Annotated in this window: 13 protein-coding genes; 4 read left to right on the top strand and 9 right to left on the bottom strand. The window is 60.1% G+C overall.

All coding sequences use genetic code 11. The features are described from left to right. Positions 1–15: 15 nt before the first annotated feature. The 7 genes from VWZ81_RS18640 to VWZ81_RS18610 all read right to left on the bottom strand — a co-directional run bounded on the left by VWZ81_RS18640 (position 16) and on the right by VWZ81_RS18610 (position 7359). A complete protein-coding gene (locus VWZ81_RS18640; RefSeq protein ID WP_416543508.1) occupies positions 16–1086 on the bottom strand; it encodes a branched-chain amino acid ABC transporter permease in 1071 nt (356 codons plus the stop codon). Continuing rightward, entirely contained in the window at positions 1083–2114 is a 1032-nt protein-coding gene (locus tag VWZ81_RS18635; RefSeq protein ID WP_416534541.1) for a branched-chain amino acid ABC transporter permease, read from the bottom strand. The genes VWZ81_RS18640 and VWZ81_RS18635 overlap by 4 nt, the downstream gene beginning before the upstream one ends. A gap of 58 nt (positions 2115–2172) precedes the next feature. Further along, positions 2173–2916 carry an ABC transporter ATP-binding protein gene (locus tag VWZ81_RS18630; protein ID WP_416534540.1) on the bottom strand — a complete coding sequence of 248 codons (744 nt, stop codon included), beginning with the start codon at positions 2914–2916 and terminating at the stop codon, positions 2173–2175. Next, positions 2909–3685, bottom strand: a complete 777-nt coding sequence (locus VWZ81_RS18625) for an ABC transporter ATP-binding protein (RefSeq protein ID WP_340546448.1) — start codon at positions 3683–3685, stop codon at positions 2909–2911. Before VWZ81_RS18625 ends, VWZ81_RS18630 begins: the two co-directional genes overlap by 8 nt. Positions 3686–3798: 113 nt before the next feature. Beyond that, on the bottom strand, positions 3799–4983 hold the full coding sequence (locus VWZ81_RS18620; protein ID WP_340546449.1) for a substrate-binding domain-containing protein: 1185 nt from the start codon (positions 4981–4983) through the stop codon (positions 3799–3801). A 142-nt stretch (positions 4984–5125) separates the two neighbouring features. Further along, complete coding sequence (locus tag VWZ81_RS18615; RefSeq protein ID WP_416534539.1) at positions 5126–5896, bottom strand: HpcH/HpaI aldolase family protein; 771 nt, start codon at positions 5894–5896, stop codon at positions 5126–5128. A 44-nt stretch (positions 5897–5940) separates the two neighbouring features. Beyond that, complete coding sequence (locus VWZ81_RS18610) at positions 5941–7359, bottom strand: pyridoxal phosphate-dependent decarboxylase family protein (protein WP_416543507.1); 1419 nt, start codon at positions 7357–7359, stop codon at positions 5941–5943. 229 nt (positions 7360–7588) lie between these two features. Between VWZ81_RS18610 and hpaR the strand changes: the two genes are divergently transcribed. Continuing rightward, positions 7589–8023 (top strand): homoprotocatechuate degradation operon regulator HpaR, encoded by a 435-nt coding sequence (gene hpaR, locus VWZ81_RS18605; protein ID WP_340546452.1) that lies wholly within the window; start codon positions 7589–7591, stop codon positions 8021–8023. Positions 8024–8038: 15 nt separating this feature from the next. On the opposite strand, the gene VWZ81_RS18600 is transcribed toward hpaR, so the two are convergent. Both VWZ81_RS18600 and VWZ81_RS18595 read right to left on the bottom strand, forming a co-directional pair. Next, positions 8039–9313, bottom strand: a complete 1275-nt coding sequence (locus tag VWZ81_RS18600; protein ID WP_416543506.1) for a glycerate kinase type-2 family protein — start codon at positions 9311–9313, stop codon at positions 8039–8041. After that, positions 9306–10883 carry a sulfatase-like hydrolase/transferase gene (locus tag VWZ81_RS18595; protein ID WP_416543505.1) on the bottom strand — a complete coding sequence of 526 codons (1578 nt, stop codon included), beginning with the start codon at positions 10881–10883 and terminating at the stop codon, positions 9306–9308. The genes VWZ81_RS18600 and VWZ81_RS18595 overlap by 8 nt, the downstream gene beginning before the upstream one ends. A gap of 186 nt (positions 10884–11069) precedes the next feature. On the opposite strand from VWZ81_RS18595, the gene VWZ81_RS18590 reads away from it, so the two are divergent. The 3 genes from VWZ81_RS18590 to VWZ81_RS18580 all read left to right on the top strand — a co-directional run bounded on the left by VWZ81_RS18590 (position 11070) and on the right by VWZ81_RS18580 (position 14562). Further along, the gene (locus tag VWZ81_RS18590) at positions 11070–11897 is read left to right on the top strand and encodes a DeoR/GlpR family DNA-binding transcription regulator (protein ID WP_416543504.1); all 828 of its coding nucleotides are present in this window, start codon (positions 11070–11072) and stop codon (positions 11895–11897) included. A 110-nt stretch (positions 11898–12007) separates the two neighbouring features. After that, positions 12008–13684, top strand: a complete 1677-nt coding sequence (locus VWZ81_RS18585) for a Na/Pi cotransporter family protein (protein WP_416543503.1) — start codon at positions 12008–12010, stop codon at positions 13682–13684. A 38-nt stretch (positions 13685–13722) separates the two neighbouring features. Next, positions 13723–14562 carry a hypothetical protein gene (locus VWZ81_RS18580; protein WP_416534534.1) on the top strand — a complete coding sequence of 280 codons (840 nt, stop codon included), beginning with the start codon at positions 13723–13725 and terminating at the stop codon, positions 14560–14562. Positions 14563–14680: the final 118 nt, after the last annotated feature.

Below are 14680 nucleotides of genomic sequence, written 5' to 3'. Positions count from 1 at the left end.
CTGCCGGTCTCGGCGCTAGCGTTGCCCGCGCAGGCGGCCCACCACGCCGCTAGGGAAGAAGTAGACGCTAAGAATGAAAAGGACACCCAGCCACAATAGCCACCTGTCCGGGCTCAGGAGTTCGGGCAGCAACGGCAACCCTTCGGTCATGCCGGAAAGCACGCCCATCAGGTTTTGCAGGTAATTCTGCGCAAGTACAAAAACGGTCGCACCAACCGCCGCACCGTAGATCGTGCCCATACCACCGATGACGACCATCAGCAGGATATCAATCATGATGGTCATCGACAGGGTGGTGTCTGGTCCCACGTAACGTAGCCAGATCGCATAGAGAGAGCCGGACAGCGCAGCAATCGCCGCCGAGAGACAGGTGGCCGTGACGCGGTAATAAACAACGCGGTAGCCGATCGCCTCCGCCCGGAAATCATTCTCGCGGACGGCCTGCAAAACGCGACCGAACGGTGAGTTCACGATGCGCAGCAGGGCCAGAAACAGCAGCGCGCTGCCTGCGAAAATCAGGTAGTAGGTGAGCAGTCGTCCGTTGAGTTTGACGCCGAACAGTTCACCGCCAAACAGCTCCGTGCCAAATTTGAACGCAGGTCCCAACTCGCGCGGGGTCTTGAACGTCAGACCGTCTTCGCCGCCGGTCAGACCAGAGAGCTGGCTGACAAGGACGGCAACGGCGGAGGCAACCGCAAGCGTGATCATCGCAAAGAAGATGGCCCGCACCCGCAATGAAAACAGGCCAATCAACAGCGCCAGCCCAGCGGCGAGACCAGCACCGGTGAGAGAGCCGACCAGAAGCGCATCGAATCCGCGCCCCATGTGGGTGGAGGCCAGTGCCACACCATAGGCGCCCATGCCAAAGAACATCGTGTGGGCAAAGCTGACGATGCCGCCGTAGCCCAGCAGCAGATCATAGCTCGCCACCAGCACCACGAATATGCAGATGCGTGCAGCCGTATCCACTGTCCGCACGCCCGGAAACAGGAAGGGTGCGAAGGCAAGGCAAATCAGAATGACAGCCAGCAACAGGGCCAGAATGCGAGAGCGGGGCAGGTCGCCAGACAGAAGGATGTGCATCATTTTGCCTTTACCACCGGGATCATGCCCATCGGGCGCCACATCAGGATTGCGACCATCAGGGCGATATTGGAAACAAGGGCCAGTTTCGGCTCTACGAAGGCGACATAGTTCTGCAACAGCCCGACCAGCAGCGCACCGATGAAGCAGCCTTCAACCGATCCGAGACCGCCGATGATCACCACAATGAAGATCAGGATCATCGCCTGATTGCCCATATGGGCGGTGATAACTTCCTGATAGAGGCCCCACATCACACCTCCCAGGCCCGCAAGGGCTGAACCTGCGATGAACACGCCGACGAAGACGAGGCGCAGGCGATATCCGAGCGCGGCGACCATCTCGCCATTCTGTACGCCTGCGCGCACGATCAACCCGATCTTGGTCCGGCGCAGCACGAAGCGCATGGCAGCAAAGACCGCAAGGCCGACGGCGACGGTAACAAGACGGTACTTCTCGATAGCGGCGTCGCCGAGGGTCAGCGCCCCCTTCAGCGCCTCGGGACGTGTGAAGTAGATTTCTTCCGGCCCCCAAAGGACGATGATCAGCTGTTCGGCAATGATCAGCCCACCCATGGTGACCAGGATCTGGCTCAGATGATTGCCATAGACGGGTTTGACGATCACCCGTTCGAATGCCCAGCCCATGAGGGCGGTCGCCGCCATTGCGGCGAGAACGGCGGCGAGAATGGCCAGCAGGTTCAATGCCAGCGACGGCGCATTGGTCAGCTGGCCCAGTGTCAGCAAAACCGAAATTCCGATGAAGGCTCCAACAGAAACGAAGGCGCCATGGCCGAAGTTGATGACATCCATCAGCCCGAAAACAAGCGTCAGCCCGGAGGCCATGAGGAAGATCATCATTCCCATGGCCAGCCCGGAAACCGTCAGGGTCATCCAGCTTGCAGGGTTCTGCACGGCGATAAAACCGGCGATAGCCAACAGTGGAACCAGCAGCAGCGGTGCGTAGGGGGCCAGTCGGTCGCGGAGCGACGATTGAGCCATCGTTGGCGCGTGTTCGGGGGCGGCGGTCATCTGTTGATCTCCTGCCGGATAAGGCAATGGCGGGGTCTGTCTTGAACATCGGGCATGTTCAATGCGCCTCCATGCTGAGGCCCATCAGCCGCTCCTGCAAAGCGGTGTCGCCTGCCAATTCAGCCATTGCGCCTGACCAGATGACACGGCCGTCGTCCATAACGCTGGCGGTGTCGCCAAGCGCCTTGGCGACTGCAAAATTCTGTTCGACCATCAGGATCGATGCACCCTGATCTTTCAGGTCCTTGATCGCGCGTGCCATGGTGGAGATGATCGCCGGGGCCAGGCCTTTTGTCGGTTCGTCGATCAGGTATAGCTTGCGTTCTTCGATCATGGCGCGGGCAATTGACAGCATCTGTTTTTGCCCGCCGGAGAGATTTCCGGCTTCGGATTTCCAAAAGGTCTTCAGCGGCGGAAAGGCCTGAAAGATCCAGTCGAGCCGCGCCGTATCAATCGGGCCGGAAACCGCGGCGAGGACCATGTTTTCTTCAACAGTCAGATCGGCAAAGATCCCCATATCCTCGGGGACGAAGCCGATGCCCGCGCGGGCAATGCTGGCGGTGGGCGTCTGGGTGATGTCGGCTCCATCGAACAGGATGCGGCCACGATGGGTTCGCCAATGGCCGATAATGCTGCGTAGGGTCGTTGTTTTGCCGACACCGTTGCGCCCCAGCAGCATGGTGACACCGCCGCGCGGAACATCGAGGTCGACCCCCTGAAGAATATGGTACTGGGCGATCTTGGTATGGATCTCCTCAATCCGCAGAAGAGGAGGGGGGGCGGTCCGGTCGAGGTCAGACATGATCAAGGATCCCCTCCAGCCCACGGCCCATATAGGCCTCCTGCACCACGTCGGAGGCCATCACCTCCGTCGGAAGGCCATCGGCAGCCAGCGCGCCATTGTGCAGAACGATAATGCGGTCGGCTAGGGTTCGGATCACATCCATCTTATGCTCGACCAACAAGATGGTGCGGTCGGTCTGGCTTTTCAGATCCGCGATGAGATCGAGCACGACCGGCGCTTCGTCCACGCTCATCCCGGCTGTCGGCTCGTCAAACATATAGACAAGAGGATCGAGCGCGATCAGCAGAGCGACTTCCAGCTTGCGCTGATTGCCATGGGACAGCTCCGAAACCATCTGCTGACGCTCGTCCAGCAGGCGGACCTGGGCGAGAATTCTTTCGGCCTGATCAATCAGATCGGTGTGGCCTGTGACCATCGACCAAAGATTGAAGCCGCGCGCAGCCTTGGCCTGCACCACCAGCCGGACGTTTTCCAGCACAGTAAGGTCGGGAAACAGATTGGTCATCTGGAATGCGCGACCGATGCCTGCTTTGGTGCGGGCTGATACGGACTGCGTGCTGATGTCCCGCCCCATCAGCGTGACGCGACCGGCGCTGGCGGGAATCTGTCCTGAAATCAGGTTGAAATAAGTGGTCTTCCCGGCGCCATTGGGGCCGACAATGGCCGTGAGTTCGCCCGGATGAAAGTCACAAGTCACCGCATCGACGGCCACATGCCCGCCAAAGCGTACGGTGAGATCGCTGGTGGACAGTAGAGGGGCGGGCATGGGTGCATCCATCTGAAACGGGGGAGTGGCCGGGTGATCGCGGCGGGCCGCGAAATCCTATGCGACGTGCCGGGCCCGGTGGCGGTCGCCCCGGACCCGGTCGCGTTGTGTGATCAGTTGCGGATCGGAATCGGCAGATCGTCGATGCTCAGCTCGCGAACCAGTTCCGGGATCGCCCATTCGACATCGTCGTCGACACGTAGTTTGAAGTGATACATGGATTGCAGCGCCTGATGATCCTCGGCCCGGAATTTCATGGTGCCCTTCGGGGTTTGCCATTCCATGCCTTCCATCGCCGCAATCAACGCCTCGGTGTCGGTGGATCCGGCCTTCTTGATCGCTTCCACGGCGGCGATGCCAGCGGCCATTCCGCCCGCGGTGAAGAAATCGGGCGGGCTGTCGAACCGTTCAAAATGGGTCTTCACCAGCCAGTCGTTCACCGGATTGTCAGGCAGTTCGTAGTAGTAATACGTGCCACCTTCCATACCTGCGAAATCCTTGAACCCTTTCAGGGCGGCGAGGATGTTTCCAACGCCGGCAAATTCGATCCCGAAACGACCGGGATCCATTGCATTGATCTTGGCCCATGGATTGCCACCACCGGCCCAGATGATGAAAAGCTTCTTCTCGCCCTCGAGATCTTTCATCGCGTTGAAAATGCGCTCGCCCGCAGCGGTAAAGTCGGTGGTGTCGGTTGGGGCGAATTCCTCATGGACAATTTGGTGGCCCTGAGCGGCCAGGGCTTCGCGGAAGGCTGCGATACCGTCGCGGCCAAAGGCATAGTCCTGTGCCAGCGTCGCGATATGCACATTTTCACCGGCCAGGGCGATGGCGCTGGCCACCGCATCCTGCGAGGAATTGCGCGAGGTGCGGAAAATGTAACGGTTCCAATTCGCGCCCGTGATGGAATCGGCAACCGCCGGCTCCACGATCAGCAGTTTTTCGTATTCTTCGGCAACCGGCAGCATCGCCAGCGCAACGCCGGAGCTGACCGGCCCGATGGCCAAATCGACCTCGTCGTCGCCGTAGGCTTCTTCCAGAAGTGCCTTGCCATTCTCAGGCTTGAGCTGGGTGTCCTTTTCGATCACGACGATCTTTTCGCCGTTGATTTCCATAGTGCCGCCGGTGGCATATTCCAGACCCAGCATCAGCCCGTCATGGGATTGTTTCGCATAGGCCTCGAACGGGCCAGTCTTGCCGTAGACATGGGCGATTTTGATATCTGCAAAGGCGGCGGTGGCCAGCGCAGAGGTCAGCGTCAGTGCGGAGACCATCCCCGCAGCAAATGTGCGTTTCATCCTGTAGCTCCCTCGTGGCGCGCCAAGATGTTTGGCGCGGTCTCGCTCCTGTGGTGGCAGGCTAGCGGCGGGGTGTCAAACCGGTCAATTGCGCGGAAATACGTATTTTTTGGTCTCATTTTGTGAACGTGGCGTTCGGCGTCTATTTCGCAGACCATTCAGTGGCGAGGGCGCGGGCGTTATTGGCCAAGACCATCACGTCAATCCCAACTGCAAGGAACTGCGCGCCCATATCCAGATAGGCCTGTGTCGCCTCGGGGGCAGTGCCCAGAATGCCAGGCGCCCTTCCGGCAGCCTTGATCCGGGTCATGGCATCGGCGATCACTGCTCTGACCTCCGGGTGGGCGGAGTTGCCCTGATGTCCCATGTCAGTGGACAGGTCGGCAGGTCCTATAAAAATCCCGTCGACACCTTCGACCTCCAGAATGTCGTCGAGATTTTCGATGCCTTTACGGTTTTCGACCTGCAACAGGAGGCAGATTTCCTGATCGGCGGTTCGAGTATAGTCGCTGACAGAGCCGAACATCGACGCCCGCGCCGCAGTTGCGCCCACGCCACGGGTGCCGGTGGGCGGATAGTGGCAGGCTCGGACCAGCTCTCTGGCCTGTTCGGCAGTTTCGACGATAGGTATCAGGACCGTTTGCGCACCGGCGTCTAGAACCTGTTTGATAATCCATGTCTCTCCAACCGGAACGCGCACGACGGGATGACTCTTGGAGGCAGCCAGAGCCATCAGCTGATCACGAATGGACCGGATGTCGTTTGGCGCATGTTCACCGTCGATCACCAGCCAATCGAAGCCACAGGTTCCCATTACTTCGGCTACGGCACCCTCACCAAAGCTCATCCAGCACCCAATCTGGCGATCGCCCCGCGATAGAGCCTGTTTGAAGGTGTTTGTGGTGGCGGGCATTGGCAAATCTCCTGTTTGGGTCGGGTGGCGCGGGTTTGTTCTGGTCACCGGGCTTTCAGGGCGCGCGCAATCTCGGTAATAACCTCATGGGCCAGCATAACATCAGCTTCGGTTGTCTCAAACTGGCCAGCCTGGAACCGGATAACCAGCGCGCCGTCGACGCGGGTCTGGGTCAGATAGATACGACCATCGTCATTGATCGCGTTCACCAGTTGTAGATTGAGCTCATCCAGATCTTTAGCGCCCTGCGGGGCATAGCGGAACGACCAAAGCGACCACATTGGTGGTGTCACAATCTCGAAATCAGGCTCTAACTTGAGCTTATCGTGCAGCTGGTTGGACCAGATGATGTGGTTGCGCAGGCGCTGGCGCAGACCCTCCAGCCCGTAGGTGCGGATCAGGAACCAGATTTTCAGGGCCCGGAACCGGCGGCCCAGCGGAACCGACCATTCGGAATAGTTGATGATGCCGTCATGGCCGTGGGTCTTGAGGTATTCCGGACTGATGGCGAGGGTTTGCACCAGATCGTCCGGGTTCCTCACAAAATGGGCGGAGCAGTCGAACTGCACGCCCAGCCATTTGTGCGGGTTGAAGACGATGCTGTCGGCGCGTTCGACGCCGGGCCAGTAGTGGCGGTATTCCGGGCAGATCATGGCAGAGCCGGCCCAAGCGGCGTCCACATGGGTGTAAAGGCCGTATTTTTCGGCGACGTTCAGCACCTGATCCACCGGATCGGTGGCACCAACGCCGGTGCCGCCCACGCAGAGAATGACGCCCGCTGGCTGGTGACCCGCTGCGAGGTCGGATTGGATCGCCGCCTCCAGCGCGTCCGGGTCCATCCCGCGCCAATCGCCCTTGATGGGGATGCGGATCAGGTTCTGCTGGCCGATGCCCGCGACCCAGATAGCGCGGTCGATGGAGGTGTGGACCTCAGATGAACAGTAAATCCGGAGTGGCTTTTGGGCGAACAGGCCCTGCTGGTTGCCCTGCCAGTTCAGCGCCTTTTCCCGCATGATCAGGACGGCGGCAAGGGTGGCCGAGGAAGCGGAGTCCTGGATGACGCCCTGGAACTGGTCGGGCAGGTCCAGCGCCTGGCGCAGCCAGTCCATCATGCGCGTTTCCATCTCAGTTGCTGCCGGCGAGGTCTGCCACAGCATGCATTGCGGAGCGATGGCGGAGGCGAGGAACTCCGCCAGCACCGAGGGCGCGGCGGCGTTGGAGGTGAAATAGGCAAAGAAGCGCGGGTGCTGCCAATGGGTGATGCCGGGCATCACGATGTCTTCAAAATCGCGGAAGATCACCTCCATCCCCTCGCCATCCTCGGGCGGGGTTTGGGGCAGGGCGCTCAGCACCTCGCCGGGAGCCGTCTGCGCTCGCACCGGGCGGTCGCCGACGGTCAGGTGATAGTCCTGTGCCCAGTCCGCAACCTTGCTGCCCCAGTGAGAAAAATCATTCCAGTTCATCGTGTCGTCCTTGGGCTTAGCATCCGGCTACCTTAGATGAGCATATAATTAACATGTGCATTAATACCTGTCCACATGCTCAATCGTATCCGATGTCAGAGATCCGCTCAGCGTCATTCCGCCAATACAGGTATAGACCCGGTCGATTTGGATTGCCCAGCAACGTAAGTGCTAGTCACGCCGGGTACTGAGGATTTGCCTTTGCGCCCCTAGACAGCGATAATCTGGCATGACCAAGCAGTTACCAAGCACAGACCGATCCTTGCCCATTGCCCTGCTGCGCGCGCGTGAGCGCGTGATGGGCCCTATTCGCGCGTTGCTGAGCGACGCGGGGCTGACCGAACAGCAATGGCGCGTGTTGCGGGTCGTTCAGGAAACAGGTGACATTGATCCGACGCAGATTTCCGAGCGCGCGTGCCTGCTGCTTCCAAGCTTGACCCGCATCCTGCAGAAGCTGGAGGATAAGGGGCTGATCCAACGGGCAAAGGATCAGATGGATCGCCGCCGCCAGATTGTCAGTATTACCGAAGCGGGCGAACAGGTGATTGACGACAACTTGCAGGCCAGTCTCGCCGTGATCGAACGGACCCGCGCGCAGATGGGGAATGAGCGTTATGAGGCGCTTCTGGATCTGCTGAACGAACTGCACCAGCTGGAAGAGTAGCCGCAACAGGTGTCCCTAACGGGCGGGCAGAAGCATGATCTGAATATCCGCCACATTGGTGCCGGTTCCGCCGGTTACAAACAGATCATCCGCAAATCTGAGCGCCCGGTTGCTGTCGTTGTTCCTGAGCAAGGCCATCGGGTCGCCCCCCTTGTCCAGAATGCGCTGCCACGTGCCCCCATCGACAATGCCTCCTGCCGCATCCGTCGGACCGTCCCGCCCATCGGTGCCCGCTGACAGGAAAGCCCAGCTTCCGCTCAGCGTTTGTCGGCCTAAGCGCGCCACATGGAGCGCCAGTTCCTGATTGCGTCCACCGCGGCCAGTTCCGGTCAGGTTTACCGTTGTTTCCCCGCCGAAGATCAGCGCGACCAGTTGGTTTGAAACCCGTGCCTGGGCTGCGGAGATAATCCGTGCCGCGGCGGCCTCCACATCTCCGGTCAGGGCATAATCAACGATATCGGCAGACCAGCCCTTGCGTGCGGCCAGTTCCTTCATGGCGATCAGGCTGTGACGGTTAGACCCGATCAGATGTGCAGTGACGGACCCTTTATCAAAGAGGGTTTGTGCAGGGTCATCCTGTGCGGACAAATGGGCCTGAACAGCGCCCGGAAGCGAGGCCCAAAGGTCATGCGCTACAAGACAGTCGCGCGCCATGGTGCGCGATCCCAGCGGTGCCACCGTCGGACCCGAGGCTATCGCGCGCAGATCATCACCGATCACATCCGACAGAATATAGCTGAAGACCGGTGCGGGGTAGGCGGAGCGCAGGAGGCCACCTCCCTTCAGCTCAGAGAGTTGCTGACGGATCAGATTCATCTGCATGATGTCCAGTCCGGCTCCCAAAAGGAGATCGGTGACTGCGGTTTTATGGGCAAGTGTAAGCCCTGCAGCCGGCGCCACGGCGAGGGCAGAACCACCACCGGAAATCAGCGCCACCACACTGTCATTGGCAGTCAGGTCGCCGACGGCCTGACGCAGGACGGCGCCAGCCGCGAGGCTCATGTCATTGGGCACCGGATGGTCACCGGCCAGGACACTGGCTCCGGGGATCTCGGCAAGGTTTTCCGGGTTGGTGACGGCGACCGCCCTGTCGGATGGCGGGAGCATCCGCATGGCCTGTCGCATCATGGGAACGGCGGCCTTCCCCAGTGCGATAAGGATCAGGCGTCCGCCGGGGCGCGGCAGGGGTGGGGGATGCTGTCGCAAGCTTTCCGCCAAGGCCATGGCAGGGTCGGCTCGGGCGATGGCGGCGGCAAACAGATCGCCGAGGGTGCTTCGCAGGTCAGCCATGCTGGACACCGGGAGTATTCGTTGGCCTGTGGCGGGCCTGCCTGCGCGGCCCATGCGGCGTAATGGTGTCGAGAGACAGGGTGTGGTCCATGTTGCGCATCCGGTGCCGCAGCATTTGGCGGGTGAGACGGGCCAGATCGCCCTGGTGTTCGGGGTGTTCCGCGACATTGACCTTTTCGCCCTCGGCGGTGTGGTCAAACAGCAGTGGCGGCAGGTCAGCGGCAAATTCAACCAATGTAAACCGCGCGTCCCGTAGAATAGCGAGGCAGGAATTGCTGGCATCGGTTCCCAGATGGTGTTGCCAGATACTGGGGCGTTCTGGCACGCCAAAGTCCAGTTCCGAATAGCTGTAGCTGCGCCAGTCGTCTGGTGTTTCCCCGGAAACCAGTGGGAGCAAAGACCGCCCATCCATTGAGTTGGGGACCGCCTGACCGACCCAGTCGAGAATAGTCGGGGCCAGGTCGATCGACTCCGTGATGTCTTGCACGACCGCTCCGGCGCGTATGGCGTTGCCCGGTTGGCGAATGATCAACGGGGTATGATAGGCGGCATCATAGACAGAGAATTTGCCCCAGCTGTGCCGGTCACCCAGCATTTCCCCATGATCGGCGCTGAGCACGACAAGTGTATTCTCCAATTGGTCGCTGTCCTGCAGATACTGCATGACCCGGCCAATATGAGCGTCGACTTCGCTGGCGAGGCCTAGGTAGATCGCCCGCAGCGTCTGGATTACTGGGTCGCTGGGGTCCAGATCCGGAAAACCCTCGACAAAGGAGGCGGGAGACGCAGCGCGGGTGGTCGGGTCGAAAAACGGATGGACCGCGCGTTCGTCCTCTACAGTGGCGAGGCGCTGCGGCAGCGGCAGGCTGGCGGGATCGTACATCCGGTTGTAAGGCGCAGGCGCGACCAGCGGCGGATGCGGGCGGATATAGGTGAGATGTGCGAACCAGTTCTGATCGCGGTAGCCAGGCATTGTCGCCAGAAACCGGTCGGTGAGAAAGGCGGTATCGCTATCTTCGGCCCGGTACACAGCGGGGTCGTTCAGTCTAGGAGCGCCCCCGGTTGGCGAAACCGGTTTGTAGATGTCCCAGTAGCGATCGAAGGTATAGCCCTTGTTCAGCAGATGCGCGCGCCATGGATGCGACATCTCCATCCGCATTTCCAGCATCTCGTGGAAACCGGCCATCGGGTATTCGTAGGTCTGCATCGCCGGGTCGCCGGGGTGGTAGATGCGCGGGTCATGCGAGGTGTCGGTATAGCCAAACAGCATCGGCAGATAACCCGCCTTGCGCATCTCAGACGCGAGGTTTGGTGTGTCATGCCGGAGCGGTGTCCCGTTGCGAACGGATCGGTGGTTCATCGCATACTGGCCAGTCAGGATCGAGGCCCGCGACGGTCCGCAGGGATTCACGACCGTATAGTTCCTCTGGAAAGTAACGGCATCCGCCATCAAGGCGCGCAGGTTTGGCAGCGCTACGTGCTCGGCCAGGGCTCCAAACAGGCAATCCGCCCGCATCTGATCGATCAGGATAAACAGGACATTCCTGCGCTGGTCTGAAGCTTGGCTCATGTGGAATTTCCTTGCCGCAATTGCGGCCAGATAAGCCTGAAATCACGAGTATGGCAAAGGGTTTCCCTGCCATCACATTGTTGAATTTGACCGTTTGTGTGGAATTTTGTGTTTTTATGTTTGATTTTTTCGGCATCCCTGTGGTTCACTCTCCAGCGAAATCTCACTCCTTGCCAAGGCTGCCTATTGCCCGAAGACCAGAAAATCTCGCACCGCGAATTGGAGCTGCTGGAGGCCTTGCGCCGTCTGGGCGGATCGGCACGCAGCGGCGAGCTGGCCAAGGTTCTGAAGGTGTCGGAGGAAACCGTGCGTCGGACCATCAAGGCGCTTGCGAAACAGGGACTAGTGCAGCGAGTGCACGGAGGCGCCTACCTGGCGGGACCAGATGCGGCGGATAGTTTCTTCCGACGGATCTCGAAATATACGGCGGAAAAGCAAAGCATCGCTGCCAGGGCACTGGACCACGTTACCGACGGGATGGCGGTTTTTCTCGATGTCGGCTCCACCACCGCTTTTGTCGCCAAGGCGCTGCGTAGCCGCGCCGGTCTGACGGTGGTCACGAATTCCATTGGTGTGGCGCAGACGCTGGCCAATCATAACGGCAACAGGGTGCATTTCCTCGGCGGCGAAATACAGAGCAACGAACGCGGTACATTTGGACATGTCGCTGAACAGCAGGTCCAGGAGTTCGCGCTGGATGTGGCGGTGTTGTCGGCAGATGCGTTTTCTGCCAAACACGGCGCGCTTTACCAAAGTGCGACAGAAGCACAGCTGGCAGCTGTGGTGGCGCAGGTTGCCGAATGGACCATGCTGGTGGTCGCGCACCCGAAATTCGAAGGCACTGCGCCGCATCGCGGTCCGCAACCGGAACTGCTGGACCTGTTGTTGACCGATATCATGCCTGCCCGCAAATACCGCCGTGCATTGGAACTCTGGGAAATTGACCTTGAACTGGCGCCTGGTTCGAACAGCCCGGAAACAGAAGGGGGCGAGAGCAAGATCAGGAAGGGATAACCTGATTGGCGAAAGCGCCCGGAGGGCTGCGCAGCTGGGGTTTCCCATCGCGCCAAGAAAAGAGCGGTAACGTCACGACGCTGCCCAACAAAAGGACAAGACATAACTCTATGGCCATATTGAGCTTTCTGACCAGCCTTGCCGGTGCCGTCATGTTGCTGCTGTTTGCGGTACGGATGGTGCGGACCGGTATTGAACGCAGCTACGGCGCGACGTTCCAGCGGCTATTGACCGGGCAGCGCAGCCTTGTGCAGGCCAGCTTCGTGGGGATTGGCATGGCCATCGTTCTGCAAAGCTCTGCCGCGGTTGCCCTGCTGACCTCGGGATTTGCGGCAAGCGGTTTGCTGTCCTTTGCCTCTGGTCTGGCGATTGTTCTGGGTGGCGACCTTGGATCGGCGCTTATCATTCAGCTCTTGTCGTTCCAGCTCGACTGGCTGGTGCCCGTGCTGCTGGCTGTCGGTGGCTATCTTTTCGTCAAGGTCGAGGCGAAGAAGGCCCGGCAAATGGGGCGCATTCTGATGGGGATCGCCTTTATTCTGATTTCGCTGCGGTTCCTGCGCGAGGCTATGGACCCCATCCGGGAGAGCGCGTTCCTACCGGCAATCGCGGAATATCTCGCCCGGGATTACATCACGGCGTTTCTCGTGGGCGCTGCGCTGGCGTTTGTCATGCACTCTTCGGTGGCGGCCATCCTCATGTGCGTCACCCTCGTTCAGATCGATGCGATCCCTTTCGCGGCCGGGTTGTCCCTGGTCCTGGGGGCCAATTTCGGCTCGGCCTTCATTCCGGTCTGGCTGAGCCGAGGGATGCCTGCGCCAGGGCGGCGTGTGCCGCTTGCGAATTTGGGACTGCGTGGAACCTGGGCAGTGATCTGCGTCTTTGGCGCCAATATCGCTTTGCGGGCGGGTGTTCTGGGCGCACCTGAGGGCGGCCAGATGCTGGTCTATGCGCATCTTCTGTTCAACACATCGCTGTTGATCCTGGCGCTGCCGTTCTGCGGAATGCTGCATAGTGTCATGACCAGCCTGATACCAAACCCGACCCCTCTGCAGGGCAACACGCACGGGCTGCCGGTGAGCGTATTGAACACAGATGATTACCGGCAACCCAATCAGGCGATCAGCAGCCTGAAACGCGAACTGCTGCGGATGTCGGATCTGGTCGGTGCGATGTTCCGACCAATTCCCGATCTTTATCAGCACGGCGACCGTGCCCAGATCAAGGCGGTGCAGGCTCTGGATCGGGAAGTGAACAGCTGCCTGTCGGGTATCCGAAGCTACGTGGCTGGCATGCCAAGCGAAGGGTTCGGCAAAGAAAATGCCAAGGTTGCCCGAGATCTGGTTGAATATGCCATCCGGCTGGAGACGGCCGGCGACGTGGTGGATGAACGGCTCGCCGTCCTAGCTGCGTCCATGCACAAGAAGGGGGTGCGGTTCTCAAAAGAAGGCTGGGCAGAAATCACCCGTATGCACGAGGTGATCGTCGCCAATATGCAGCTTGCATCGAATGTGCTGATCTCGGACGACCTGGAAAGCGCACGCTTGCTGAGCCTTGAGAAAACCGAGGTCAAGCGGATGGAACGTGACAGCCGTAAGCGCCATCTGCGCCGATTGCAGCGCGGCGCCGCGGAAAGTTTCGAGAGCTCGGATATCCATCTCGAGACATTGCGCGCGCTGCGGGAATTCAACAGCCATATCGCCGCCATCGCCTATCCGATCCTATACCGCAACGGGCAGCTGCTGGAGACCCGTTTGATCCAGGATATGCCTGCGGACGAAATGGACTGATGTGTGTTCTGGAGCCCCGCTAGCTGTGAAAGCCTGATATGACGCCATTTGTGATTGCCATCATTCTGTCGGCCGCGTTGCTGCACGCGATCTGGAATGCCATTGTAAAGACGGCGATCGACAGGACCACGACGCTGGGTCTGGTGGCTTTGGGGCACGTCATCCCCGGGGCGGTCATGGTGGCCACGCTACCTTTGCCGGATGTGGCAAGCCTGCCCTACATCGGCGTGTCGACGGTGGTGCATTTTGGGTATTTCTACATGCTCGGTCGCGCGTATCATCACGGCGACCTGAGCGTCGTCTATCCCATTGCACGTGGCATTGTCCCAGCGTTGGTTTCGCTCTGGGCGATGATCTTTGTCGGGGAAATCCTGCCGGTGCAGGCCTGGGTGGGAATCGCGCTCATTGCTGGGGGGATTCAGCTTAGCAGTTGGAAGGCGCTGCGATCAGGGGTCGGGCAGAGCGCTTTGTGGTACGCGCTGGGCACCGGTTTTTTCATCTCACTATATTCGCTGGTTGACGGCATTGGCGTGCGTCTGTCTGGCAACACGGTCAGCTACTGGGCTTGGGGCGCGTTTCTCCATGTCTTTGTCGCGGCGTTTGTTCTTCTGCGGAAACGTGCAACACTGCCCGATGTGCCTGTCGGGGTCTGGGCTTTGGGGATCGCCGGCGGTCTGGTATCTATGTGCGCCTACGGGTTGGTTCTCTTTGCCAAGAACTTTGCGCCGCTGGGGGCTGTATCTGCCCTGCGGGAAACGTCGGTTATCTTTGCCGCGCTGATCGGGTTTCTGATCCTGAAAGAGGGCAACTGGAAACGGCGTCTTGGGGCGGCTGTGCTCATGGCGGCGGGGGTAGCGCTCATCGGCATGGCGGTTTGAGGGTTTCGGCGATTTTGTGAACACTTCCACAGTGTTGCATCGTTGACGTGAGAGGCGCCAAAGGCGCAGACTGACTGCGGTGGAACCATGTGGGAGTCGGCGTCTTCGCTGACAAACG

The sequence above is a fragment of the Phaeobacter sp. JH20_34 genome (assembly GCF_048056095.1).
Lineage (GTDB): Bacteria > Pseudomonadota > Alphaproteobacteria > Rhodobacterales > Rhodobacteraceae > Phaeobacter > Phaeobacter bryozoorum.
This window is presented reverse-complemented; position numbering and strand designations above follow the sequence as displayed.